The sequence below is a fragment of the Edwardsiella ictaluri ATCC 33202 genome, from assembly GCF_000264785.1.
Taxonomy (GTDB): Bacteria; Pseudomonadota; Gammaproteobacteria; order Enterobacterales; family Enterobacteriaceae; genus Edwardsiella; species Edwardsiella ictaluri.
The window spans coordinates 47,380-71,650 of the sequence record NZ_AFJI01000007.1 but is presented as its reverse complement, the minus strand read 5'-3'; the positions used below and the strand labels follow the sequence as shown (position 1 = coordinate 71,650).

The window sequence follows — 24,271 nt, the reverse complement described above, 5'->3', positions numbered from 1 at the left end:
TCGTCGGGAGAAACGGATATGAGTACCTTTCTGAAAAAGATCCGCTATTTCACCGCGGGCAAGCCCATGGCCGCCAACGCGCACGAGCTGTACCTGCAGGACAGCGTCGGCTGGGAGCAGAGCTACCGCAGCCGCTGGCAGTACGATAAGGTGGTGCGATCTACCCATGGGGTGAACTGTACCGGCTCCTGCAGCTGGAAAATCTACGTTAAAAGCGGGCTGATTACCTGGGAGACACAGTATACCGACTACCCGGAAACGCCCATCGATCTGCCCAATCACGAGCCGCGCGGCTGCCCGCGCGGCGCCAGTTACTCCTGGTATATCTATAGCGCCAACCGGATTAAATACCCGCTGATGCGCAGTGCGCTGCGGGATCTGTGGCGTGAGCAGAAAGCGCTGCACCCCGACGCCGTCGACGCCTGGCTAGCCATTCTGGACAACCCCGAACTGAGCCAGTGCTATAAGCGTGAGCGCGGTATGGGCGGCCTGGTCCGCGTCTCATGGCAAGAGGCCAACGAACTGATCGCGGCATCCAATATCGCTACCGTCAAACGCTTTGGCCCCGATCGCGTCGCCGGATTTTCGCCGATCCCGGCTCATGCCATGCTCTCGTTCGCCTCCGGCTCCCGCTACCTGTCGCTGATCGGCGGCACCTGCCTGAGCTTCTACGACTGGTACTGCGATCTGCCGCCCTCCTCTCCGCAAACCTGGGGCGAACAGACCGACGTGCCGGAGTCCGCCGACTGGTATAACGCACAGTATTTGGTGATGTGGGGATCCAACGTGCCGCAGACCCGCACGCCGGACGCCCACTTTATGACCGAGGCGCGCTACAACGGCACCAAGGTGGTGGCCATCAGCGCTGACTATGCGGAAAACTGTAAGTTCGCCGATGAGTGGCTGGCTCCGCGGGCCGGCACCGATTCCGCGCTGGCGCTGGCATTAGGGCAGGTTATTCTGCAGCAGTTTTACCTACGGCAGCCCTGCGACTACTTTGTCCGCTATGCCAAACGCTTTACCGATTTTCCGATGCTGGTGATGCTGAGCCCCTGCTCCGGCCAAGAGAACACCTATCAGTCCGGACGCTACTTGCGCGCCGCCGATCTGGCGGCGTGGCGAGAGCAGCCGCTGGCCCAGTGGAAAACGCTGGCATTCGACCAAGGCTCACGGCAGATCGTCATTCCCCGCGGTTCGGCGGGATTTCGCTGGGATCAGGGGGGACAGTGGAATACCGTACAGCAGGATGCCCTCAGCGGCGCCGCCATCGATCCGCTGCTGAGCCTGCAGGCGCTGGATGAAGGCGAGGTCTGCGTCGTTCAGCCTGACTTCAGCCATGACAATGCCAACGACCGTTATACCTACGGTCAGGTGCCGGTGCATTGGATCACCACGGCCAGCGGCGAGTGCGTCGCCGTCGCCACCGTCTTCGATCTGATGCTGGCCCACTACGGCCTGCGCCCGCGCACAGGGGAGATCCCCGCAGAAGATGCGCCCTGCTCCCCAGCCTGGGCCGAGGCCATTACCGGCGTGCCGCGCCAGCAGATAATCCGTCTGGCACAGGAGTTTGCCAACAACGCCCGCTTAACCCATGGCCGCTCGCTGATCATCGTCGGCGCCGGGATCAACCACTGGTTCCATAGCGATATGACCTACCGCAGCATCATCAACGTGCTGATGATGTGCGGCACCATCGGCGTCAACGGCGGCGGCTGGGCGCACTACGTCGGTCAGGAAAAGCTACGGCCGCTGGCCGGGTGGGCGCCGGTCGCCCTGGCGGGAGACTGGCAAAGCCCGGCGCGGCTGATGAACGGCACCTCGTTCTTCTACAATCACACCAGCCAGTGGCGCTATGAAAACGTGGATGCCCATACGCTGCTGTCGCCGCTGGCAGAGCGTGACCGGTTCCCCCATAGCCTGATCGACTTCAACGTCATCGCCGAACGCCTGGGCTGGCTACCCTCCTCGCCCCAGCTGGATCGCAACCCGCTCACGCTGGCCGCCGGGGCGGCGGAGGGCGATGTCAGGGCCGGGGTCGCGCAGGCGCTGAAACAGGGCTCCCTACGCATCGCCAGCGAAGATCCCGACGCACCGGGAAACTATCCGCGCATACTGTTTGTCTGGCGTGCCAACCTGCTCGGTTCCTCCAGTAAAGGACATGAATACTTTCTGAAACACCTGTTGGGCACCCGCCACGGCGTCATGGAGCAGGATCTGCAGCAAAAGGGGCTGCCGCTGCCGCAGCAGGTCACCTGGCGCGACAGCGTCGAGGGCAAGCTGGACCTGCTGGTGACGCTCGACTTCAGAATGTCCACCACCTGCCTCTATTCAGACGTGATCCTGCCGTCGGCCACCTGGTATGAGAAGGAAGACCTCAGCAGTACCGACATGCACCCCTACATTCATCCCTTTACCCGCGCTATCGATCCCATGTGGGAGGCGCGCCCGGACTGGGATATTTTCAAAGGGATCGCCCGGCAGTTCTCCGCGCTGTGCGAGGGGCATCTGGGCAAAGAGCGCGACGTCGTGCTCACGCCGCTACTGCATGACTCGCCGGCAGAGCTGGGCCAGGCCTGCGGCGTCAGCGACTGGAAAAACGATCCGCAGACCTTTGTCGCCGGAAAAACCGCGCCTGCCATCGCCGTCGTGGCGCGTGACTATCCGCAGACCTATTTTAAATATACCCACCTCGGCCCGGCGCTGGCAGCCCACGGCAACGGCGGCAAAGGCGTACACTGGGACACCCGCCCCGAGATCGACAGCCTGTACGCGCGTCACGGCAGCGAGACGCTGGACGGCGTCGGCCCCTGTGCCAACATGCAGGATGCCACCCAGGCGTTGGAGACCATTCTCACCCTGGCACCGGAAACCAACGGCCAGGTCGCCGATCGCGCCTGGCGCGATCTGGCCGCCAAAACCGGCCAGCAAGAGATAGCCGGACTGGCCGCCGACAAGAAAGGCGTGCACTACCGTTTCGCCGATATTCAGCGCCAGCCGGGACGGGTGATCGCCAGCCCGCTGTGGTCGGGTATCGACAGCGATCGGCACGCCTACACCGCCGGCAGCCTGAACATCACCCACGCCGTCCCCTGGCGCACCCTGACCGGCCGTCAGCAGGCCTATCAGGATCACGCCTGGATGCAGGCCTTCGGCGAAGGCTTCGCCTGCTATAAACCCCCGCTGGATACCCAAAGCTGCCGCAGCGTACGCGAACATACAGCCAACGGGCAGCCGGAGCTGGTACTGAACTTTGGCACCGCCCACCAGAAATGGGGGATCCACTCCACCTATACCGACAACCAGATCATGCAGACCCTGTCGCGCGGCGGCCCGCTGATCTGGATCAGCGAGCACGATGCGCAGCGCGGCGCCATCGCCGACAACGACTGGGTTGAGCTGTTTAACGGCAACGGCGCCATGGTGGCGCGGGCGGTGGTCAGCCAGCGCATTCCCGCCGGGCTGGCGCTGATGTACCACGCCCAGGAGCGTACGCTGAACATGCCCCTGTCGGAGGTCACCGGGAAACGCGGTGGGATCCACAACTCCATTACCCGGATTTGTCCCAACCCGATCCACATGATCGGCGGCTATGCCCACCTGTCATGGGGCTACAACTATTACGGCACCATCGGCTCCAACCGGGATGAGACTGTGATTATCCGCAGGCTGAACCGGGTGGAGTGGGACTGAAACCGATCGGGAAGAGGGAGAGAAAAATGAAAATTCGTGCACAGGTTTCCATGGTGCTAAACCTCGATAAGTGCATCGGTTGCCACACCTGCTCGGTGGTGTGCAAAAACGTCTGGACCAGCCGCGAGGGCATTGAATACGGCTGGTTCAACAACGTAGAAACCAAGCCGGGGCGCGGCTTTCCCCGTGACTGGGAAGATCAGGATAAGTGGCACGGCGGCTGGCAGCGAGTCAACGGCCAGCTGACGCCGCGCATGGGCGGCAAGCTCAGCCTGCTGGCTAAAATCTTCGCCAATCCGCATATGCCGGCGATAGGGGACTACTATGAACCCTACTCCTTCGACTACGCGCATTTGCACAACGCCCCCGCCGGCGCACGCCACCAGCCGACGGCGCGCCCCTATTCGCTGCTCACCGGCAAGACGCTGGAGAAAATTGAGGGCAGCGCCAACTGGGAGGATGACCTGGGCGGCGAAGCCCGCGTCCGTCAGGGCGACCGCAATCTGGATGGGCTGGACAAACAGCGGTATGCCCAGTTTGAACAGACCTTCATGATGTACCTGCCGCGCTTGTGCGAACACTGCCTTAACCCGGCCTGCGTCGCCTCTTGCCCCAGCGGCGCCATCTATAAACGGGCCGAAGACGGCGTGGTGCTGATCAATCAGGATCAGTGCCGCGGCTGGCGCATGTGCGTCAGCGCCTGCCCCTACAAGAAGATCTACTACAACTGGAAAAGCGGGAAATCGGAGAAGTGTATCTTCTGCTACCCGCGCATCGAGGCCGGGCTGCCGACCCTGTGCTCCGAGAGCTGCGTCGGACGGATCCGCTATATCGGCGTCATGCTGTACGATGCCGAGGCGATCCCCACCGCGGCGGCAGAGGCGGATCCGCAGGCGCTGTATGAGGCGCAGATGAAGATCTTCCTCGATCCCGGCGATCCGGATGTCATTGCGCAGGCCCGCCGCGACGGCATCAGCGATGAGATCCTGGAGCATGCCCAGCGTTCGCCGGTCTACCGTCTGATTAAGGAGTGGCGCCTGGCGCTGCCGCTGCATCCGGAGTTCCGTACGCTGCCGATGGTGTGGTACGTGCCGCCCCTGTCGCCGATCCGCTTCGATGACGCCGGCCTGGCCGAACCCCACGATATCCACCTGGCGGAGCTGGCGCAGATGCGTATTCCGATCGACTACCTGGCCAACCTGCTGTGCGCCGGTAACCGTAAGCCGGTAGAGGCGGCGTTGACCCGCCTGAGCGCCCTGCGCCACTACCGCCGCAGCCTGCTCAGTCCGCAGGCGCCGCAGTGGCTGCAGCAGGCCAATCTCAGCGCTCCGCAGGCCGAGGCCATGTACCACCTTCTGGCGCTGGCGCCGTACCATGAACGCTTCGTGATCCCCACCGGGATGCATCGCCCGGGAGGCGATCGCGAATATATTGAGCACGGCAGCTGCGGCTTCAGCTTCAATTCGCCCCACGATACCGACGGCGCCAACCTCACCGGCTATCGCCCCGACGATCGCCTGGTTATCAGCACCCATAGCAAGGAGTAAGCCATGCTGAGCCTGTTAATATTGGCCCGCCTGCTGGACTACCCCGATGAGGCGCTGTGGCAGGCGCGCGGTGAGCTGGAGGCGGCGCTGCCGCAGTGTCGCGAAATGACGGCGGTGCAGCAGGGGCGCCTGGAGGCGTTTATCTCCCATTACTGGGAGGCCCCGCTGGCAACCCGTCAAAGCGATTACATTGCGCAGTTTGATCACACCCGCCGCTGCGCCCTGTATCTGTGCGGGCACCAGCTGGCCGAGTCCAAAAACCGCGGGCAGGCGATGGTCAATATCCTGAGCCACTATCGTCAGGCCACGCTGGAGCCCGCGCCGCGGGAGCTGCCCGACTATCTGCCGATGGTGCTGGAGTTTGCCTACCTGCGGTCACAGCGCCAACCTGAGGAGGGCCGGCGTATCCTGACGCAGATTGCCGAGGTGGCGGAGATTCTGTACCGCCGCACCCACGACGGTATCTATGGCGTACTGTTCCAGCTGCTGCTGCAGCTGGCCGGCAGAGAGACCGACGGCCTGACGCCGGAACCCGACGGCGCGCCGACGACGATCGATGCGGAGTGGGATCGCGCACATGCCCCGGCCCGCGTTGAGCTCCCCGATATGCCCCGGGGCCGTTCGGCACCGGTTCACTACCTGGATCTTGAGCGATAAGGAGGATTGAATGTCCGCACTGTCCTATTTTTTATTCAACATCTACCCCTATATCGCCATCACGGTGCTGTTGCTGGGGTGCCTCTACCGGTTCGACTATGGTCAATACACGTGGAAAAGCGGCTCTTCGCTGCTGATGGCCAACGGACGCTATAGCCGCTATGCGCTCAACCTGTTTCACGTCGGTATGCTGGGGGTTTTCTTCGGTCACGTGGCTGGGCTACTGACGCCGCGCTCCTGGTATGATGCCTATATCTCCAGTCAGACCCATCAGATCCTGGAGCTGATCGCCGGCAGCCTCTTCGGCACCCTGCTGCTGATCGGCGCGCTGATGCTCTTGGCCCGCCGCCTCTTCTGCGCCCGGGTCGCCGCCACCTCGTCGTTTTCCGACAAGATGATCCTGATCCTGTTGACGATCCAGATCTGCCTGGGCATGCTGACGATCCCGGTCGATCTGCTGCACCCTTCCGGCGCCACGCTGCAAAACCTGATCAGCTGGAGCCAGGGGATCGTCACCTTCCGTCCCGATCCGGCCCAGTATCTGCAAGAGGTCAACTGGCTGTTCAAGGTGCATATGGTACTGGGGCTGACCATTTTCCTGATCTTCCCCTTTACCCGTCTGGTGCATATCTGCAGCCTGCCGCTGGGCTATCTCCTACGGCGACGCCAGGTCGTTAAAACCCTGCGCTAAACGCGCCTTTCCGCCCCGACGCGGCGCCAGCCAAACCCGCTGACGCCGCATCCTCGTTACTGGATAACGCCGCAGGCCATACGGGCACCGCCGCCGCCCAGCGCGTGCGGATGATCGTCATAGTTATCGCCGCCGGCGTGCACCATCAGCGCATGTCCTTTCAGCTGGGCGAGAGACTTCAGACGCGGCGCCAGTACGGCATAGTCCGCCGTGCCGTCCGCATTGACCACCAGTCCCGGCAGATCGCCCAGGTGCCCGGCATCGCTGTAGGGCCCCATATGCTTATCGCGCTTCTCAGGATCCCAGTGACCACCGGCCATCAACGCCGGCACCGGTTTACCCTCTTTGGCACCCGGCAGGCAGCTGGCGTTTTCATGGACATGAAAACCATGGATTCCAGGCGGCAGAGTGCGCAGGCTGGGCGTAAACAGCAGGCCATAGGGCGTTTCACTGATCGTCACTTCACCGATCGCCGGCCCCACCCCCGACGGCAGCGCCTCATACAACGTTACGGACTCAGAGGCGCTGTAAGCGGCGCCGCTTAACAGCATCGTGGCTAATACCAATACTTTCATTTTTTTCATATCATTATCTCCTCCATATTGTCTATTTTTATTTTCTACAACCCATACTTTAACAAAAAGTAAACCATTGAATAACAAAAATGACCATGTGTTGATATTCGAGTGATATACCTCTATAACTCCATACCGGGAGGCATGATGTCGGCAGTCAGATTATCTATCCCCTGAATAACGACAGCAGCTAATCTCTTCCATCTGCTCCTGCTCCTTTTCCATTGCCTCATAATCCTCAAATCCAAAAACGGCCAGCGTGATGCACTTTGGCATGTGGTGCCTCTAAACCACAATAGGCCAGATGCTCACTAAATCATCACCCCCTCCCCAGTATAATACCGATGCCCCAAACGGCAAGAGTGATGAACGTTCATTACGGCCTGCCGATCGCGAATAAATAAATAATGGCAAACCTGGTATTTCCAAATAATATGAACCCGCTTTACCATATTTAAGAATTGCTGTATCGCGATATGATGAATGATCTTTTGCATATGGCCAGAGCGCTCAATAACTTGCTCCAATGTCTCACTGGTTGACGCCATCTCCTGGCTGATACGTGTAATCAAAGCATGGATCGCAGAAACACTCTCGCATACCTGCCCGGCACGGGCGGAAATAGTATTGCTAAGCAAAGCAATCTGCGCCGCATGCTGTTTCACCTCACTGGCCCGTGATTTAATCACTTTAACGATAAAGCTAAAGCCACATCCCTGCGCGCTGACATGTGCTGTCTCCATCGCCGGCAGATTGGTTTGATTAGATAACCGGTTAACATCTGCAATGCTGTGATTGATATCCGATACCGCCTGTTTCAAAGCGCTGCTGATTTTAATCTCCTCCTCCGAGTTCACCCCTATCTCACTGATAATCTGCTCCAACGCATACATGCTATTATATGATTGATTATTTTTTTCATTCAATGTGTCAATGAACTGCCGTTCCTGCATCAGTCGCTCAATGAATTTTAGTAGAGTAGTATTACCGCCAGCCTCGATACTTTTCACTCCAGAGAGAGGACCGTGGCAAAGAATACGTTCGTAGTTGTGTCGTGAATCAAGTACAGCCGCTACCGCATCAGGCTCAGGAGATGAATTTTCAGCAGGGATATCCGGTATGGGTATACCGGGATAAATATTCATTGAATTAAACAGATGAATCATTTCCCTATTCATATATATCCCCGAAAACATATTCTCAAGACAAATTAAAATGGCAAAATAAATTTCTTCAACAATCTAACGATAATATACATAACCGTCACAGGGAAGCAATGTCAATCAGCAGATGGCATATCCCAGTATGTCAGGCCCCATCTTGGATGGATAAAATGATTATCTTGCAATAACAAAAACTTTAAACTGATTTTAATCACTTCCATATTCACTACGACTGTGTCTGCGTAGAATAACAGGATACAGGTATCTCTTTTTTACCGCTCAGTAGGGCCCCCTACCCGATCCTCCTGACAAGTGAATGCCGCCAGCGCATTTTATGTGTAAAAATAGACAAAAATAATATAAAAAGACCTTATCTATAAGGTGAAATAAAAAAGATAAGATGGGTAAATCTATACGTATCTTCTATTTAATTGGTTATATAAAATTTTTTTCATATCGTTAAAAACTAAAAATTCCTATTTTAGCTAACGCTGATCCTTACAGAGAACAAATAACAACCGCCCGTAAACCATTTTTACGTATACCTCTGCAATGTAGGATCATCATATTTTAAACAGTTGGCAAACATTGGATACAATTTTATCTTCCCCTTTGATTTTATTCATATTAAATAAATTCAAATTTTCATCATTGCTGGCTATCATTGTGCAGCATGTTCTTTTTTTGTGATACAGGTCACTCGATAGGTCCTATGTCACGCGAAATGTTGATAATCAGGAATCCATCATGAAAGCATTCACTAAACTGGCCCTGTTCGTAGGTCTGGTCTCCGGCGCAACTCTGGCCAACGCTGCAGGTACCAACAATACCGGTTACTATGCCGGTGCCAAAATGGGTATCAGCGCCGAGCATCTGTTCGATCAGAAAGATGTTAATGGCAATGGCATGAGCAACGATAACAAAGGCGTCGGTAACGCCGGTCTGGTTTTCGGCTATAACTTCGAAAACCAGTTCAGCCTGCCGGTTCGCGCTGAGCTGGACTACACCTTCCGCGCTCACGCCACCTCCAGCCATACCAACGATGCCGCAGAGACTAACAACAGCCGTCTGGGTCTGCAGACGCTGATGGTTAACGGATACTATGACATCAAAACCGGTACGCCTTTCACTCCGTACATCGGCGCCGGTATCGGTTATGCTAATGTCAGCCTGAAAAACGACATGAACGGCGACAACGTACAGAGCAACAGCAATAACTTTGCCTGGAGCGTCGGTACCGGTGTGATCTACAACGTTAACGAGCGTCTGGATCTGGATCTGGGCTACAAATACCTGGACGCAGGCAAAGCCAACGCCGGTAACTCCCAGGCCAAAGTGGCCACCCATGACTTTACTCTGGGTGTGAACTACTACTTCTAAGTGGTTCGCTCGCGAAAACCAACGGCTCCCGATGGGAGCCGTTTTGCTATTCGGCCATGACGCCGCGCTCGGCCATCATTTCCCGAAGCCGCCGGAACACCGGTGCCACACGCAGGCCATTATGATCGTACTCGCTGGTAATCCAGGTCTGTAGGTTTCCGATCTGTGCCGCACTCTCCAACGATAGGCCGACATCGACATACATGTCGTGATAGTACACCGCCGCCATCACCGGTATGCCGTTATCGCGCAGGCGCGCGGCATCATACAGCGCCGGCCACACCTCTCGCCGGGCCAGCAGCTCTGCCGCCGCACGAAACGGACGTAGCGACTGCATCTGATCAAACATCCATGGATAGATCATCTCGCCGGTCAGCAGCGGCGAACTCCGCTCTGAAGAGAACGCCGGCAGCCCATCACGAACCCGCTGAGCAGCCCAATGGGTCGCACCGCTGGCATCATCGGCATAGATGCTCTCATGCAGCACCGCATACAGCGGATTATCGGCAAAACCGCTGCGCTGCATCACCTGATTCAGGAAAGTGTCGCTCAGCTCCCCCTCCTGGTTGAAAGCCTCATCCAGCAGCCACAGCAGGCGTTCATACCCCTCACTCATTCCCATATCCAGCCCCAGCGTCAACAGACGCTCTACGCTGAGCAGGTCGCCGTCTGGCAGGTATACCGCCTGTTCGCGCAGCAAGGCGACGATACGATCGAGCTGCTCACGCACCTGTGGATAACGGGTAAAAAAAATCTGATTGCGCTGCGCTACCAGGTTATAGGTCGCCTCATACAGTCGGGTGGCACCCGGCGCTATCGCCGGCAGGCCACCGGTGATATAGCAGGCATGCAACCCCTGCGGCGCCTGGGATAGATAGGTCAGAGTAATAAAACCACCGTAGCTTTGCCCCAGCGTCGTCCAGCGCCGTCCGCCAAAGTGGCGCAGGCGCAAATGCTCCGCGTCACGCACAATGGCATCGGCGCGAAAGTGGCTCAGGTAATCCGCCATCTGCTGCGGGGTCAGATCGCGCAAGGCACTGGCCTCGATCCGGCTACTGTTGCCGGTGCCGCGCTGATCCATCAGGATCACCCGGTAATCGCGCAGCGCCTCCGCCAGCCAGCCGCTGCGGGAGATCGGACGCGGGCATTTCCCGCCGGGGCCCCCCTGCAGGAACAGCAGGCAGGGCATCTCATCCGCCTCGCGGCCCGGCGCGCACAGCTCACGGGCAAACAGCGTCAGCCGCCGCCCGTCGCTGGGGTCGCGCCAGTTTAACGGTACCTCAGTACGAAACTCCCGCACCGCCATCCCCGGTACTAAAAACGCTCGTTCAATCATCTGTCGACACTCCTTGGCATACAGACCACCCTCCCGACGGGTATCAGTCTGTCCAGACTCACAGTTCCGCGATGCGCAGTCCGCCGCTGCGGTAGCGGCTGGCCTGATCGCTGGGAGTATTACCAAAAAACCGTTTGTATTCACGGCTAAACTGCGATGGACTCTCATAGCCAACCCGACTCGCCGCCGTACTGGCCTTCAGCCCATCGTGCAGGATCATCATGCGCGCCTTATGTAACCGATACGATTTAATGTACTGCAGCGGCGAGGTCGCCGTCACCGCCTTAAAGTTATGGTGAAACGATGAGATGCTCATATTGACCGACTGCGCCAGCCTGTCAACATTCAGACTGCTGGCATAGTTCTGCTCGATCAGGCGCAGCGCCTTGGCTATCTGGCTAAAGTGACTATGGCGGCTGGCCAGTGCCAGCAGTGCGTCACCGCCCGCCCCGCACAGGGCGTGGAACAGCATTTCCCGAACAATCTGCGGACCGAGCACCCGCGCATGCAGGGAATCCTCCATCGCCTCCACCAGACGTTCGCAGGCACACAACATGGCGTCGTCCAACGCGACCGAGCGCACCCCATCGGCATGCGGACGCACCGCCGTACGCATCCCATCGCCAATATCCATCAGCAGATCCTGCAGCATCTGCACGTCAACCCGCAACGCCAGGCCGATCAACGGCTCCTGCGGCGAGGCAAAGGTCTCACATTCGCAGGGCAGCGGCAGCGTCATCAGCAAATAATTGCTCGGATCATAGTGAAACACCCGCTCGCCCAGATACCCGACTTTTCGCCCCTGCAATATAATGATCAGGCTGGGTTGATACATGACTGGCGTACGGGGTTGATGTGCGTTGACATAGATGAGGTTAACATGCCCGACCGGCGAGGGCTTGACCCCCGGCTGCTGATGCAGGCGCTGTACCTGTGCAGCCAACTGTTTCCATCTATCGTCGATAACCATATGACGATCTCCATACAACCAACTTAATTGGCAATTATTCTACCTGTTTAACATATTTTTCTACATTTTTATGTAGAAATAGGCAAACAACCTACAGGAATGTGCATTGAGTCGATAGCACAATACGCCCACAATAGCACTCAAGTTTTATACCGGCGCTGACGCCGGACATATTCACGCTTTTTAGGTATATGAGTGAGGGTTGTATCATGGAAAACTTTGTTCTTCATACCCCGACCAAAATTCTGTTTGGCCAAGATCAGATTGCCAGCCTGCGCGATGAGATCCCGCCGCAGGCACGCGTCCTGATCACCTACGGCGGCGGCAGCATTAAACGTAACGGTGTACTGGATCAGGTGCTCACCGCCCTGCACGGCCGCCACGTCTTTGAGTTTGGCGGTATTGAGCCCAACCCCCACTACGAAACCCTGATGCAGGCGGTGGAGATGGTACATAACGAGAAGATCGACTATCTTCTCGCCGTCGGCGGCGGCTCGGTCATTGACGGAACCAAGTTTATCGCCGCCGCCGCAGACTACGTAGGCGATCCCTGGCACATCATGGAAACCGTCGGCAGCGACGTCACCCGCGCCATTCCGATGGGGGTGGTTCTCACCCTGCCGGCCACCGGCTCTGAAATGAATATGGGAGCCGTGATCACCCGCAGCGCAACCGGTGACAAGCTGCACTTCATGTCCCCCTGTGTCATGCCGCGCTTTGCCGTGCTGGATCCGCAGGTCACCTACACCCTGCCGCCGCGTCAGATCGCCAACGGGGTCGTGGATGCCTTTGTGCACATCGTGGAGCAGTATCTGACCTATCCGGTCGACGCACGCGTGCAGGATCGCTTCGCTGAAGGGCTGCTGCAGACCCTGATCGAAGAGGGGCCACTGGCGCTGCAGGAGCCGGAAAACTATGGGGTGCGCGCCAATATCATGTGGTGTGCCACCATGGCGCTCAACGGACTGATCGGCGCCGGGGTACCACAGGATTGGTCTACCCATATGCTCGGCCATGAGCTGACCGCCATGCACGGGCTGGATCATGCCCAGACCCTGGCCATTGTGCTGCCCAACGTGCTGCAGCTGAAGCGTGATAAAAAACACGCCAAGCTGCTGCAGTACGCCGAGCGGGTCTGGCATATCCACAGCGGCAGCGACGAACAGCGCATTGATGCCGCCATCGCCGCGACGCGGGCCTTCTTTGAGCAGATGGGGGTAAAAACTCGCCTGGGCGACTACGGCCTGGACGGCAGCTCCATTCCGGCGCTGCTCGACAAGCTGCAGGAGCACCGCATGACCGCCCTGGGCGAGCACGGCGATATCACGCCGGAGCAGAGCCGCCAGATCTATCAGGCGGCCCGCTGATCCTGGGCACGAAAAACAGCGCGGGCCGGCAAATGCCGGCCCGCGCTATCGATGATGTGTCAACGGGGCCCTACGCCTCTTCACCGATATATTCCATCGCAACGCGAGAGGTCAGCTTGGTGATCAGCTCATAGGCGCTGATACCGGTACAGGCGGCCACTTTTTCAACCGGCAGCCCCGGTCCCCACATGATCACGTTATCACCCACACGATCCGCCGCCTGCGGCCCCAGATCGACCGAGATCATATCCATGGAAACCCGCCCCACAATCGGCACCTCTCGGCCATTGATCAGTACCGGTGTGCCCGACGGCGCACTGCGCGGATAGCCGTCGCCATAGCCGATCGCCACCACCCCGAGACGGGTATCACGCTGCGCCACCCAGGCGCCGCCGTAGCCCACCGGTTCGCCGGCCTTATGCTCGCGCACCGCGATCAGGCTAGACTGAAGGGTCATCGCCGGCTGCAGCCCGTAGTGATCGGCCGCCAGCGACAGATCCGCCTGTGGCGAGACGCCGTACATAATAATCCCCGGCCGCACCATGTCACGGTGCGACTGTGGCCACAGCAGGATCCCGCCGGAGGCGGCGATAGACTGCTCCCCCGTTTTCCCCCGCACAAAATCGTCGAAACAGGCCAGCTGCACCTCAGTACGCCCGCTATCCGGCTCATCGGCGCAGCTGAAGTGGCTCATAAAGTTTACCGGCTGGGCCACGTTAGGACAGGCACACAGACGACGATAAAACGCCTCGGCCTGCTCCGGACGCACCCCCAGACGATGCATACCGGTATCCAGCTTCATCCATACCCTGATCGGGCGCTCCAGACCGGCATTCTCCAACGCCTGCAGCTGTTCTTCGCTGTGTACCGCCGTTTCGATATTATTGGCCACCAGCACCGGCAGATCGCTGGCGGAGAAAAAGCCCTCCAGCAGCAGGATCGGTTTAACGATCCCGCCGGAACGCAGCATCAGCGCTTCGCCGATGCGCGCCACGCCGTAGCAGTCAGCCTGGTTGAGGATTTTTGCGGTCTCCAGCAGTCCGTGTCCGTAGGCGTTGGCCTTCACCACGGCAATAAGGCGACTGTGCGGCGCAAACTTACGGATCTGCTGAAAGTTATGTCGCAGAGCGCGGCGATCAATGATGGCGGTTGCCGCTTTCATGTTGCTTCCTTGGTTCCATTAATGAGCTTGGTTGGATATCGGGTCGGGCGCCCGGCGCCCGGCTCATGAAATTGTCCCACAGGCAGAGACGCGATCCGCCACGGGCGCATACGTCCTGTAGTGCCGCGTGCATCGGGGGCTTAGTCTTCATCGCTATAGGCTGGGCCCGCGTAGTTATCAAAGCGCGACCACTGGCCGTTAAAGGTCAGGCGCACCGTCCCGATGGGGCCGTTACGCTGCTTGCCAAGGATGATCTCGGCAACGCCCTTCAGATCGCTGTTTTCGTGATAGACCTCGTCGCGATAGATGAACATGATCAGGTCGGCGTCCTGTTCGATAGAGCCAGACTCACGCAGGTCGGAGTTGACCGGGCGCTTATCGGCGCGCTGCTCCAATGAACGGTTCAGCTGCGACAGAGCCACCACCGGCACCTGCAGCTCTTTGGCCAACGCCTTGAGCGAACGGGAAATTTCGGCGATCTCCAGCGTACGGTTATCCGACAGCGAGGGCACCCGCATCAGCTGCAGGTAGTCGATCATGATCAGGCTTAGACCATCATGTTCGCGGAAGATACGCCGCGCACGCGAACGCACCTCCGTCGGGGTCAGGCCCGAGGAGTCGTCAATATACATATTGCGCTTCTCCAGCAGCAGCCCCATGGTGCTGGAAATCCGTGCCCAGTCCTCGTCGTCCAACTGTCCGGTACGGATACGGGTCTGATCGACCCGGGAAAGCGACGCCAGCATACGCATCATAATCTGCTCGCCAGGCATCTCCAGGCTGAAGATCAACACCGGTTTGTCCTGGGTCATCGCCGCATTTTCACACAGGTTCATCGCAAAGGTGGTCTTACCCATCGACGGGCGCGCCGCCACGATGATCAAATCGGACTTCTGTAGCCCGGCGGTCTTTTTATCCAGATCCTGATAGCCGGTCGATACCCCCGTCACCCCGTCGTGGGGCCGCTGGTACAGCTGCTCAATGCGCGACACCGTATCTTCCAGGATCCGGTCGATGCTCTTCGGCCCCTCATCCTTACTGGCGCGGTTTTCCGCTATCTGAAACACCCGTGACTCGGCCAGATCCAGCAAATCCTCGCTGCTGCGCCCCTGCGGATCGTAGCCGGCGTCGGCGATCTCATTGGCGACGGTGATCATCTCCCGCACCACCGCGCGCTCGCGTACGATATCGGCGTAGGCATTGATGTTGGCGGCGCTGGGGGTATTCTTGGACAGCTCAGCCAGATAGGCAAAGCCGCCGACGCTCTCCAGGTGTCCCAGCTGCTCCAGCGACTCTGACAGGGTAATCAGATCGATGGGGCGCCCCAGCTCCAGCAGACGCTGCATCTCGCCAAAGATCAAACGATGGGGGCGACTGTAAAAGTCATTGGAGACCACACGCTCGGCCACATGATCCCAGCGTTCGTTATCCAGCATCAGGCCGCCGAGAACGGACTGTTCAGCCTCCAGAGAGTGCGGGGGCAGCTTGAGCCCCTCCATCTGGCGATCGCGGGGTGCTTCGCGGGATTTACTGCTGGGATTGTTTCCTGCCATAGTGGAAATGCTTTACCTGTTGTGAGCCAGTGACGCGCGACAGTATAACCAATGCCGACGCCCGGCGCATGGATAAGTCGTAGCCGTTCACGGCAAGCAGAAGGCAAGGCATGGAGCCGACTCTGCGCAGAACGTCGCGCCTAATAGCGACGCGGCTGTTTTTTTTGCAGCGCGCGGTACAGCCAGACCACCACGATCGCCAATGCCAGCCATGGCAGCAGCTTAATGACCAGCACAAACAGTCCGCCAAATACCAACAGCAGCGCCGCGACGGCCAGCGCGGCAATCACTCCCAGCAGAGATATGCCGGTCAGCAGCAGCATCATAAAAAAAGCCAGGACAAACATCACTTCCAGCATCGACTTCTCTCCATTCCGTCACTGCGACGGGCTATCCATGAATATCCAAAATCCATGCCAATGTTTAAAACAGCGTTAACTCATTGATTCAATAAAAATGCCAGCGACATCGCGCTGGCTGGGAGGCATAGGATGTGATGAAAATCACCAACTGTTGGTCAAATTACTCAGCGCGGCGATCAACGAAGCGCAGCGCCTGCTCCACAACATCGATACCGGCACCCGGGCGATGGGCGTTCTCGCTCAGGTGACGGCGCCACTGACGCGCACCGGGGATCCCCTGAAACAGCCCCAGAATATGGCGCGTGATATGGCCCAGATAGGTCCCCTGCGCCAGCTCTCGCCCGATATAGGGGTAGAGCGCCCGTACCACCGCCACGCTGTCCGGCACCGCAGCGTCGGCATCGAACAGCTGGCTGTCCACCTGTGCCAGTATCCCCGGATTGTGGTAGGCCTCGCGTCCCACCATCACCCCATCCACATGCTGCAGATGGGCCCGCGCCTCATCCAGACGCTTTACGCCGCCGTTAAGGGCGATGGTCAGATGAGGGAAATCCTGCTTGAGGCGGTAGACCCGCGGATAGTCCAGCGGCGGCACCTCGCGGTTCTCCCTGGGACTCAGCCCCGACAGCCACGCCTTGCGCGCATGGACAATAAAGGTGTCACACTCCCCCTGCCCGGCAACGGTACCGATAAAATCGCACAGAAACGGGTAGCTATCCTGCTCATCGATACCGATACGGGTCTTCACGGTCACCGGAATCGAAACGACATCGCGCATCGCCTTCACACAGTCGGCCACCAGCTGCGCCTCGCCCATCAGACAGGCGCCAAAGCGGCCGTTTTGCACCCGATCCGACGGACAGCCCACGTTCAGGTTGATCTCATCATAGCCACGCGTTTCGGCAAGCCGGGCGCAGCGGGCCAGATCGGCCGGATTGCTGCCGCCCAGCTGCAGCGCCAGCGGGTGCTCCTCTTCGCAGTAGGCCAGATAGTCACCCTTACCGTGGATAATCGCACCAGTGGTCACCATTTCGGTATATAGCAGGGTTTGACGGCTCAACAAACGGTGAAAATAGCGACAATGGCGATCGGTCCAATCCAGCATCGGGGCGATAGAGAACCGTTGTGAGGAGAATGCGCCCGCCTGATCCCGCCCGCGGGCGCCCGTCGCTTGTTCGATATGTACTGCTTGATGTGCTGCCTGAGTCATTACGTGTTCGCCGTGTCCCATATGATAATGTGCCCCATTTACCCACTGTCGCGCCGGGTAGCGCGCGGGGCGGCGATTCTAGCATACCTGCCCTGAGCACAAAAAGCGCACATCGGGCCGACACGCAGCGCAACGTGCTTTCCCACGCCCAGCGCTATGCCCAACGCCATCGCAGGCGGCCCCTACCGCGCGTCCGGAGAGAGGAAAATGTGGCTGATAAAGTCGGGCCGGTGATGGTCCAGCCCCAGCTTACTCCCCAGTGTTCGCTTGCAGTACACCACCGCCTGCTCATGGATCCCCAATAGGCGGGCGGTCATCGCCGTACTGTTATGGTAAGAGAGACTGAGCAGCACCGCAGCTTCGCGCAGGGTAACCCCGCGCTGGTAGAGCGTCATCAGGCCAAAGGCATTTAGCCGGGCATACACCGTCTCACCAGTGCTCCAGCAGGCGTCCTGTGCGCCGCGCGAATAGGGCAAAAAATAGAGATCCAGCGGATGAAAGGTACGCCGCTGAATATGGCGGTAAAACGAATCGTAGCTCAGGGCGTGGGCACCGTTAAAAAAACGGGCAATCAGCTGGGTCAGGTAGTTATCCTGCCGGTTAATGATGATCACCGGAATCAGACTATGGCGGCGCACCCTCTCCACAGTCTGCAGCAGGTTATGGCGCTGTCGGTCCGTCACCAGCAGACTACCGGCCCGATGCAGCGCGCTGAGGATACGGGGCGAAAATGGTACCGCGTCCGGCAGTGAAATAATGGTGAACTGCCGTCGGTAAAGCTCCACTATCGCCTGGCGCAGCGGCCAGTGTTCGATCGCTAAAATAAGATCCATGTCTAGGTTACCTTTCCCTGAGTTCTATATCGCGCACGCGCAGATTTACGCAATACCCTACGGTAGGGTTGATATAAAAGTTATTTTCATTAGATATCGAAATATATTTTTATTATTTATATTCTTATTTTTACGGGTCCGTGAATTACTATTAACTTTAAAATATTAATTATTTTTATCTCCTTGGCCAGAAACATATTATTAGCGAAATTATAGAGTGGATGAGCCCGAGTCGATGCCCGAACCATCGCACAGGGTGAGCGGCGCAGGGCTAAATTACCCGCTCCAAATGTCAGCGTCTGCCATCGATATATATTTAGGATGATAAAATAACAAGGTTTAAACCACGGATCGACACCGAAGTGGCTGCGATGCGCTTCGGGGCACCGTGTTAACTGTGGTAAAATGGCGCCACACTATTGGCAGAGAACCGCGACCATGACCACCCCCACTTTGCAGCGACTGCTGGCCCAGGCAGAACAGCTCTGCCAGCAGCGCAATGTCCGCCTGACACCCCAGAGGATGGAGGTGCTGCGCCTGATGGCCGCTCAGCAGGGCGCCATCAGCGCCTACGATCTGCTTGACTTGCTGCGGGTATCCGAGCCGCGGGCGAAGCCCCCGACCATCTATCGGGCGCTTGATTTCCTGCTGGAGCAGGGTTTTATCCATAAGGTCGAATCGACCAACAGCTATGTGATGTGCCACCATCTCGATAAGCCGTGTCACACCTCTGCGCTGTTTATCTGCCACCGCTGCAGCCAGGTTCATGAACGTTCGGCCGACCTCCTGCAACAGCAGTTGGAGACGCTGGCGCAGCAGGACGGGTTTACCCTGCAGCACTGCGTAATCGAAGCCCATGGCCTGTGCCACGCCTGTGCCCAGGAGCCCGACGGCGAAACGCCGGCCCGCTAGTGCCATCACGGCGGCGGACTACGCTGCCCCGGTGGGGAACCAGCGCTGGGTGCGCCAGCGGCGGCGCCAGATCAGCCACAGGGAGAGACCGCGCAGCATCAAAAATACCGCCAGCGCCAGCCACAGCCCATGATTACCCAGCCACGGTATGCTCAGCAGCGTCATGCCATATCCCAGGGCCGCGACCGCCATGCTGTTACGCATATCAGCCCCGCGCGTCGCACCGATAAACATGCCGTCCAGCAGGTAGCACCACACTCCCAGCAGCGGCAGCACGACCTGCCAGGGCAGGTAGTCGAGCGCCAGGGTCTGTACCTGAGGCAACGAGGTCAACAAATTGACAATATCGCGCCCAAACAGGCTGTAGGCCAGCGCAAACAGTAGCGCTACCGCCCCTGCCTGACGGCAGGCAGCGCGCCATACCCGGCGCAGCACCGGGGCATCGCGGGCGCCAAAGGCCTGGCCGGAGTAAGCCTCGACAGCATAGGCAAAGCCATCCAGCGCATAGGCGGTAAAGGTCAGCAGATTCATCAGCACCGCATTGACGGCCACAATGTCGGCCCCCAGCCGCGCGCCGATCACCGTCAGCGAGGCGAAGCACAGCTGCAGCAACAGGGAGCGCAGCATGATATCGCGGTTCAGCGCCATCAGGCGGCGCAGGTTACCGCGCCAGGCGTGCCGGAAATGCGCCCGGCGCAGCCCACGCAGACGCATCACATGCAGCAGCAGCGCTGCCCCCATCAGCAGCGTGACATAGTCAGCGATCACCGTAGCCCAGGCGGCACCGGCCACCTTCCAGCCCAACCCCACCACCAGCCACAGATCCAGCGCGATATTCACCACATTGCCGACAATCAGCAGCAGCACCGGCGCCCGGGCGTACTGCACCCCCAGCAGCCAGCCCAGAATCACCAGGTTGGCCAGGGTCGCCGGCGCACTCAGCCAGCGAATATGCATAAACAGCTGCGCCTGTGCCTGTATTGCGGCCCCGGCGCCGACGATCTGCAGCATCAGCGCGCTGAGCGGCTGGCGTAGCAGGATAATGCCCACCCCGGCCAGCAGGGCCATGATCAGCGGCTGCAGCAACGCCCGCGCCAGCGCCGGGCGATCGGCAGCGCCGAACGCCTGGGCACACAGCCCGGTGGTGCTCATGCGTAAAAACAGCAGCAGCATAAACAAAAAAGTGGTGGCCATACTGCCCACCGCCACGCCACCCAGATAAACCGGCGAGTCCAAATGACCAATCACCGCCGTATCGACCACACCCAGCAGGGGAACGGAGACATTCGACAGAATCATCGGCAGCGCCAGGCGCCACAGCGCCTTGTCTTCCCGGAAAACGCCTCGCATCACATTCCTCTCATCGTTTGGCCGGGTCACACCGGCGTAGCGCACTGAAACGGCAAAAAAAGACCCCGCGAGCCAGGGGATCGCGGGGTGGGAGACCGGGGTAATGCGCTGGCCGGAAGCGCAGAGGCACTACGCGCCGGGGCGGGACACAGCCTAGATCCAGTCGCCGTTGCGGATCACGCCGACGGCCAGCCCCTCAATGGTAAAGCTTTGCTCGCGCAGATCGACGACGATAGGCTGAAAATCGCAGTTTTCTGGCAGAAGCTGTACCATATTCCCTTGTTTTTTAAGGCGCTTAACGGTCACCTCATCCTCAATGCGCGCGACGACCACCTGACCGTTGCGGACATCCTGGGTCTTGTGCACCGCCAGCAGGTCGCCGTCCAGAATACCGATATCACGCATCGACATGCCGTTGACCCGCAGCAGGAAATCGGCGCCAGGCTTAAACAGCGACGGGTCGATCTGGTAAAATCCTTCGATATGCTGCTGCGCCAGCAGCGGCTCACCGGCAGCCACCTGACCAACCAGCGGCAGCCCCGTCTCATCTTCCATCAGCAGGCGGATGCCGCGCGACGCGCCGGAGACAATCTCGATCACCCCTTTGCGCTGCAGCGCCTTCAGGTGCTCCTCTGCGGCGTTGGGTGAGCGGAAACCGAGGCGCTGGGCAATCTCGGCACGCGTCGGCGGCATGCCGGTTTGTTCGATATGATCGCGAATCAGATCGTAGACCTGCTGCTGCCTGGCCGTAAGTGCTTTCATTCCGCCCCCTGTTCGTTTATACAGTTTTGCTGTGAGTATATACAGGTGGCGGATAATTTAAAACCGTGAAATACACGAAACACCGGCCACGGCGTGCTTTCCGCCACCGCCAGACGGTGCTCAGATTTTCCCCTGCGCCCGGTAAATACGCTGTGGACGTCCCACCTTGCCATAGACAATTTCGGCTACGATCTGCTGACGCGCCGCGCAGAACTCCAGGTAGCGCCGCGCCGTCGTACGGCTCAGCATCAGACTCTGCGCCACGCTTTCGGCGGTATGACGTACCGTATCGTCCACAAACAGCCCCTGCACCTTCTCCAGCGTCAAGGCATCGATGCCGACCGGCAGATCCTCTTTGCTGTCCCCGCGTGCATAGGCGTTATACATGCTGTCTATCTGACGCTGGCTGGCATTCTGATGCCCGCTGAGCATGCTGTTGCGCTGCTGATAGCGATCCAGCGTCTGCCCCAGACGCTCGTAGGCAATGGGTTTGATCAGGTAATCGAAGGCACCGCTGCGTACCGCCTCTGAGACGGTATCCATATCGCTGGCAGCGGTGGTCAGCACCACGCCACCCGGATAGCGCTGCTGGGTCAGCTCATGCAGCAGATGCACCCCGACGCCATCCGGCAAATAGTTATCCAACAGCACCAAATCCGGGTGAAAATGTTTAATCATCGCCCGGGCCTGAGCCAGATTACCGGCCAGCCACAGCTGGCCGCAGCAGGGATGATTGCGGATAAACTCCGCGTGCATCTCAGCCAGCGGCGTTTCATCCTCGACGATTAATATATTGATTTTATTCATGTTCACGCTTCACCTTCGGGATAAAAACAGAAAATAGAGTGCCATAGGGCTGGTTATCCTCCAGCGTAATGGTGCCTCCGCAACGCCCGACATAACGGGCAATAAGGTACAGGCCGATACCGTGCTCCCCAGGATCTTCCGCCTTGGTGCTCACGCCCTGCTCAAAAATGTTGTCTTTCAGCGTATCCGGGACACCGCAGCCCTGATCGGCCACTTCAATGATGACCTCGCGGCCCTCATCCGACAGATAGACCTCAACGCCGCCGCCCCCCTGTGGGTTCTTCAGGCTGGCATCGAAGGCATTATCCAACAGATTGCCCAATACCGCCGCAAACTCCGTGTTGTCCAGCCCCGCCGGTAGCGCATGCAGCTGGCTGCCGTCGACGATGGTCAGCGTCAGCCCCAGCTCGCGCGCCCGGTGCACTTTGCCAAACAGCAGCCCGGCGACCACCTTGTCACTGAATGCATCGCGCAGGCGGTCGATCAGCTGCTGCTGCGCCTGCGACGCGCCGCGTACCATCTCCAGCGCCCGATCGTACTCTTTCATCTGCAGCAGCCCGCTCAGCGTCGACATCCAGTTAAGGTGCTCATGGCGCACAGTGCGCAGACTGTCGACATACTGGCGGATCTGGGTCAGCTGGGCATTAAGCGTATTGATATCATCCTTGCTGCGGAAACTGATAATCGCGCCGAGCAGCGTATCGCCATCGCCGGAGCGGATGGTCGCCCGGTTGGCTATCACGTTCAGCCCGTTAAAGGTGAGAATGGCATCACGCCGATCTTCATTGATACGATCGGTGAAAAAGTCTGACGGCGAGACCACCTGGCTTATCGGCTGTCCCAGCCACTGGCGGCCCGGTGCGCTTAGCCCCAGCATTTTGCGGGCATTGCGATTTATTGCCGTGATCTGTCCGTCAGGATCGACCGCAATCAGCCCCTCAAATACGGCGCCGAACAGGGCCTCCATCTGACGCACCACCCGGGCTATCTGACGCGGCTCCATCCCCATCATCTGTCGTCGGATATGCGCGGCAAATAGCCAGGAGAGCAGCAGCAGCAGCAGCAGCACACACACGAAGACCCCGGCCATGGGCAGCAGGAAGTCCAGGCGCCAGCTATCAATCTTACTGACCAGATAGCCCAGGGAAACGACCCCGATCACCTGCCCCTGATGATCGAAAATGGGCGTTTTCGCGCGCAGTGCCTGGCCCAGAGAGCCCTTGCCTGAGATAAAATAGCTCTCACCCTTCTCCATGGCGCCTGGCTTGGTAAACTGCATTTTGTGGCCGATTTTGGCCGGATTGGGATGATACAGGCGGACGGAGTTCCGATCGCCGATGACTACATAGTCAAAGTCAGTCCCGGTACCCAGACGATCGGCGATCAGCGCCAAGCGGTGGGTATCGCGCGCCTTCACCCCCTCCACAACGCTGTCCATCGATGCGATGATCTTGGCCTGGTTCATCGCCATGTCGTGCACCTGTCTCATCATGTAGTCTTCAAAGCTGGCTGACAGGTACTTCCCCAGCGCGGCAAACAGGCAGCAGGAAACCAGCAGTAACAGTAAAAAAATACGCAGGGGGAACGCCATGCGGCGAAAGAAATTCACCGCACTGTTATTCGGCATTCTTACCATCGTTACCTCACCTTTTAATACGTTTCGATTACCTTTGAATACCTCAAATGTAATCGTTTTGTTTCCTGATAGCCTGGCCATAATGATTTTCTACTTTTGCAGATTATCGCTATTAAATCAATTAAGCAAATAAAAACCAGTCTATAAAAATCTTTATTTTAAATTACGAAGATAAAAACTATTAAGGTGATTTAAAACTGCTTTCCGTTTGTGAATCAGGTCAAAAATTCCCACCCAATTCCTATTTAGGATTAATTTAACAACAGCCAAGGGGAATAAAAACAGGAAGAAAAGTTTTATTACCTTTG

At 58.4% G+C, this 24,271-nt stretch carries 20 protein-coding genes; 7 read left to right on the top strand and 13 right to left on the bottom strand.

All coding sequences use genetic code 11. The annotated features are described in order from the left end of the window. Positions 1–18 precede the first annotated feature (18 nt). From EIEH_RS00495 to narI, 4 genes are read left to right on the top strand one after another with little or no spacing between them, the layout of a single operon-like run. Positions 19–3,690 carry a nitrate reductase subunit alpha gene (locus EIEH_RS00495; RefSeq protein WP_015869708.1) on the top strand — a complete coding sequence of 1,224 codons (3,672 nt, stop codon included), beginning with the start codon at positions 19–21 and terminating at the stop codon, positions 3,688–3,690. A gap of 26 nt (positions 3,691–3,716) precedes the next feature. Further along, positions 3,717–5,237 carry a nitrate reductase subunit beta gene (gene narH, locus EIEH_RS00490; RefSeq protein WP_015869707.1) on the top strand — a complete coding sequence of 507 codons (1,521 nt, stop codon included), beginning with the start codon at positions 3,717–3,719 and terminating at the stop codon, positions 5,235–5,237. Between the two features lie 3 nt (positions 5,238–5,240). After that, positions 5,241–5,894 (top strand): nitrate reductase molybdenum cofactor assembly chaperone, encoded by a 654-nt coding sequence (gene narJ, locus EIEH_RS00485; protein WP_035608274.1) that lies wholly within the window; start codon positions 5,241–5,243, stop codon positions 5,892–5,894. A 10-nt stretch (positions 5,895–5,904) separates the two neighbouring features. Next, positions 5,905–6,585 (top strand): respiratory nitrate reductase subunit gamma, encoded by a 681-nt coding sequence (narI, locus tag EIEH_RS00480; protein ID WP_015869705.1) that lies wholly within the window; start codon positions 5,905–5,907, stop codon positions 6,583–6,585. A gap of 56 nt (positions 6,586–6,641) precedes the next feature. On the opposite strand, the gene sodC is transcribed toward narI, so the two are convergent. Together sodC and EIEH_RS00470 are read right to left on the bottom strand one after the other, a co-directional pair. Next, positions 6,642–7,169, bottom strand: a complete 528-nt coding sequence (sodC, locus tag EIEH_RS00475; RefSeq protein WP_015869704.1) for a superoxide dismutase family protein — start codon at positions 7,167–7,169, stop codon at positions 6,642–6,644. Positions 7,170–7,471: 302 nt separating this feature from the next. Next, the gene (locus EIEH_RS00470; protein WP_015869702.1) at positions 7,472–8,326 is read right to left on the bottom strand and encodes a methyl-accepting chemotaxis protein; all 855 of its coding nucleotides are present in this window, start codon (positions 8,324–8,326) and stop codon (positions 7,472–7,474) included. A gap of 744 nt (positions 8,327–9,070) precedes the next feature. Between EIEH_RS00470 and EIEH_RS00465 the strand changes: the two genes are divergently transcribed. Next, positions 9,071–9,703 carry an outer membrane protein gene (locus tag EIEH_RS00465; RefSeq protein ID WP_015869701.1) on the top strand — a complete coding sequence of 211 codons (633 nt, stop codon included), beginning with the start codon at positions 9,071–9,073 and terminating at the stop codon, positions 9,701–9,703. A 46-nt stretch (positions 9,704–9,749) separates the two neighbouring features. Here the strand turns inward: EIEH_RS00465 and EIEH_RS00460 are convergent, their stop codons facing one another. Continuing rightward, positions 9,750–11,039 (bottom strand): alpha/beta fold hydrolase, encoded by a 1,290-nt coding sequence (locus tag EIEH_RS00460; protein ID WP_015869700.1) that lies wholly within the window; start codon positions 11,037–11,039, stop codon positions 9,750–9,752. A gap of 58 nt (positions 11,040–11,097) precedes the next feature. After that, positions 11,098–12,009 (bottom strand): AraC family transcriptional regulator, encoded by a 912-nt coding sequence (locus EIEH_RS00455; protein ID WP_015869699.1) that lies wholly within the window; start codon positions 12,007–12,009, stop codon positions 11,098–11,100. A gap of 209 nt (positions 12,010–12,218) precedes the next feature. Here EIEH_RS00455 and yqhD point away from each other — a divergent pair, with 209 nt between their 5' ends. Further along, positions 12,219–13,376: an alcohol dehydrogenase gene (gene yqhD, locus EIEH_RS00450; RefSeq protein WP_015869698.1), complete on the top strand. Its 1,158-nt coding sequence runs from the start codon at positions 12,219–12,221 to the stop codon at positions 13,374–13,376. A 70-nt stretch (positions 13,377–13,446) separates the two neighbouring features. Here yqhD and alr read toward each other — a convergent pair whose 3' ends face one another. The 5 genes from alr to EIEH_RS00425 all read right to left on the bottom strand — a co-directional run bounded on the left by alr (position 13,447) and on the right by EIEH_RS00425 (position 18,496). Beyond that, entirely contained in the window at positions 13,447–14,538 is a 1,092-nt protein-coding gene (gene alr / locus EIEH_RS00445) for an alanine racemase (RefSeq protein ID WP_015869697.1), read from the bottom strand. A 140-nt stretch (positions 14,539–14,678) separates the two neighbouring features. Then, positions 14,679–16,091 carry a replicative DNA helicase gene (dnaB, locus tag EIEH_RS00440; RefSeq protein WP_015869695.1) on the bottom strand — a complete coding sequence of 471 codons (1,413 nt, stop codon included), beginning with the start codon at positions 16,089–16,091 and terminating at the stop codon, positions 14,679–14,681. Positions 16,092–16,231: 140 nt separating this feature from the next. Continuing rightward, positions 16,232–16,450: an envelope stress response protein PspG gene (pspG, locus tag EIEH_RS00435; protein WP_015869694.1), complete on the bottom strand. Its 219-nt coding sequence runs from the start codon at positions 16,448–16,450 to the stop codon at positions 16,232–16,234. Between the two features lie 163 nt (positions 16,451–16,613). Further along, on the bottom strand, positions 16,614–17,663 hold the full coding sequence (gene dusA, locus EIEH_RS00430; protein ID WP_015869693.1) for a tRNA dihydrouridine(20/20a) synthase DusA: 1,050 nt from the start codon (positions 17,661–17,663) through the stop codon (positions 16,614–16,616). Positions 17,664–17,845: 182 nt separating this feature from the next. Next, positions 17,846–18,496, bottom strand: coding sequence for a hypothetical protein (locus EIEH_RS00425; protein WP_015869692.1), 651 nt, complete (start codon positions 18,494–18,496; stop codon positions 17,846–17,848). Between the two features lie 438 nt (positions 18,497–18,934). On the opposite strand from EIEH_RS00425, the gene zur reads away from it, so the two are divergent. Next, on the top strand, positions 18,935–19,408 hold the full coding sequence (gene zur, locus EIEH_RS00420; RefSeq protein ID WP_015869691.1) for a zinc uptake transcriptional repressor Zur: 474 nt from the start codon (positions 18,935–18,937) through the stop codon (positions 19,406–19,408). Positions 19,409–19,426: 18 nt separating this feature from the next. Here zur and dinF read toward each other — a convergent pair whose 3' ends face one another. The 4 genes from dinF to dpiB form a co-directional block, all read right to left on the bottom strand. Next, on the bottom strand, positions 19,427–20,758 hold the full coding sequence (gene dinF / locus EIEH_RS00415) for an MATE family efflux transporter DinF (protein ID WP_015869690.1): 1,332 nt from the start codon (positions 20,756–20,758) through the stop codon (positions 19,427–19,429). A 153-nt stretch (positions 20,759–20,911) separates the two neighbouring features. Further along, positions 20,912–21,520, bottom strand: coding sequence for a transcriptional repressor LexA (gene lexA, locus EIEH_RS00410; RefSeq protein ID WP_015869689.1), 609 nt, complete (start codon positions 21,518–21,520; stop codon positions 20,912–20,914). 120 nt (positions 21,521–21,640) lie between these two features. Further along, positions 21,641–22,327 (bottom strand): two-component response regulator DpiA, encoded by a 687-nt coding sequence (dpiA, locus tag EIEH_RS00405; protein WP_015869688.1) that lies wholly within the window; start codon positions 22,325–22,327, stop codon positions 21,641–21,643. Further along, the gene (gene dpiB / locus EIEH_RS00400; protein WP_015869687.1) at positions 22,320–23,963 is read right to left on the bottom strand and encodes a sensor histidine kinase DpiB; all 1,644 of its coding nucleotides are present in this window, start codon (positions 23,961–23,963) and stop codon (positions 22,320–22,322) included. The genes dpiA and dpiB overlap by 8 nt, the downstream gene beginning before the upstream one ends. Between the last annotated feature and the right edge of the window lie 308 nt (positions 23,964–24,271).

Coding starts and splice junctions, on each gene's coding strand:
- EIEH_RS00495 (WP_015869708.1), top strand. CDS start 19: ATGAGTACCTTTCTGAAAAAGATCCGCTATTTCACCGCGGGCAAGCCC.
- narH (WP_015869707.1), top strand. CDS start 3,717: ATGAAAATTCGTGCACAGGTTTCCATGGTGCTAAACCTCGATAAGTGC.
- narJ (WP_035608274.1), top strand. CDS start 5,241: ATGCTGAGCCTGTTAATATTGGCCCGCCTGCTGGACTACCCCGATGAG.
- narI (WP_015869705.1), top strand. CDS start 5,905: ATGTCCGCACTGTCCTATTTTTTATTCAACATCTACCCCTATATCGCC.
- sodC (WP_015869704.1), bottom strand. CDS start 7,169: ATGAAAAAAATGAAAGTATTGGTATTAGCCACGATGCTGTTAAGCGGC.
- EIEH_RS00470 (WP_015869702.1), bottom strand. CDS start 8,326: ATGATTCATCTGTTTAATTCAATGAATATTTATCCCGGTATACCCATA.
- EIEH_RS00465 (WP_015869701.1), top strand. CDS start 9,071: ATGAAAGCATTCACTAAACTGGCCCTGTTCGTAGGTCTGGTCTCCGGC.
- EIEH_RS00460 (WP_015869700.1), bottom strand. CDS start 11,039: ATGATTGAACGAGCGTTTTTAGTACCGGGGATGGCGGTGCGGGAGTTT.
- EIEH_RS00455 (WP_015869699.1), bottom strand. CDS start 12,009: ATGGTTATCGACGATAGATGGAAACAGTTGGCTGCACAGGTACAGCGC.
- yqhD (WP_015869698.1), top strand. CDS start 12,219: ATGGAAAACTTTGTTCTTCATACCCCGACCAAAATTCTGTTTGGCCAA.
- alr (WP_015869697.1), bottom strand. CDS start 14,538: ATGAAAGCGGCAACCGCCATCATTGATCGCCGCGCTCTGCGACATAAC.
- dnaB (WP_015869695.1), bottom strand. CDS start 16,091: ATGGCAGGAAACAATCCCAGCAGTAAATCCCGCGAAGCACCCCGCGAT.
- pspG (WP_015869694.1), bottom strand. CDS start 16,450: ATGCTGGAAGTGATGTTTGTCCTGGCTTTTTTTATGATGCTGCTGCTG.
- dusA (WP_015869693.1), bottom strand. CDS start 17,663: ATGACTCAGGCAGCACATCAAGCAGTACATATCGAACAAGCGACGGGC.
- EIEH_RS00425 (WP_015869692.1), bottom strand. CDS start 18,496: ATGGATCTTATTTTAGCGATCGAACACTGGCCGCTGCGCCAGGCGATA.
- zur (WP_015869691.1), top strand. CDS start 18,935: ATGACCACCCCCACTTTGCAGCGACTGCTGGCCCAGGCAGAACAGCTC.
- dinF (WP_015869690.1), bottom strand. CDS start 20,758: ATGCGAGGCGTTTTCCGGGAAGACAAGGCGCTGTGGCGCCTGGCGCTG.
- lexA (WP_015869689.1), bottom strand. CDS start 21,520: ATGAAAGCACTTACGGCCAGGCAGCAGCAGGTCTACGATCTGATTCGC.
- dpiA (WP_015869688.1), bottom strand. CDS start 22,327: ATGAATAAAATCAATATATTAATCGTCGAGGATGAAACGCCGCTGGCT.
- dpiB (WP_015869687.1), bottom strand. CDS start 23,963: ATGGTAAGAATGCCGAATAACAGTGCGGTGAATTTCTTTCGCCGCATG.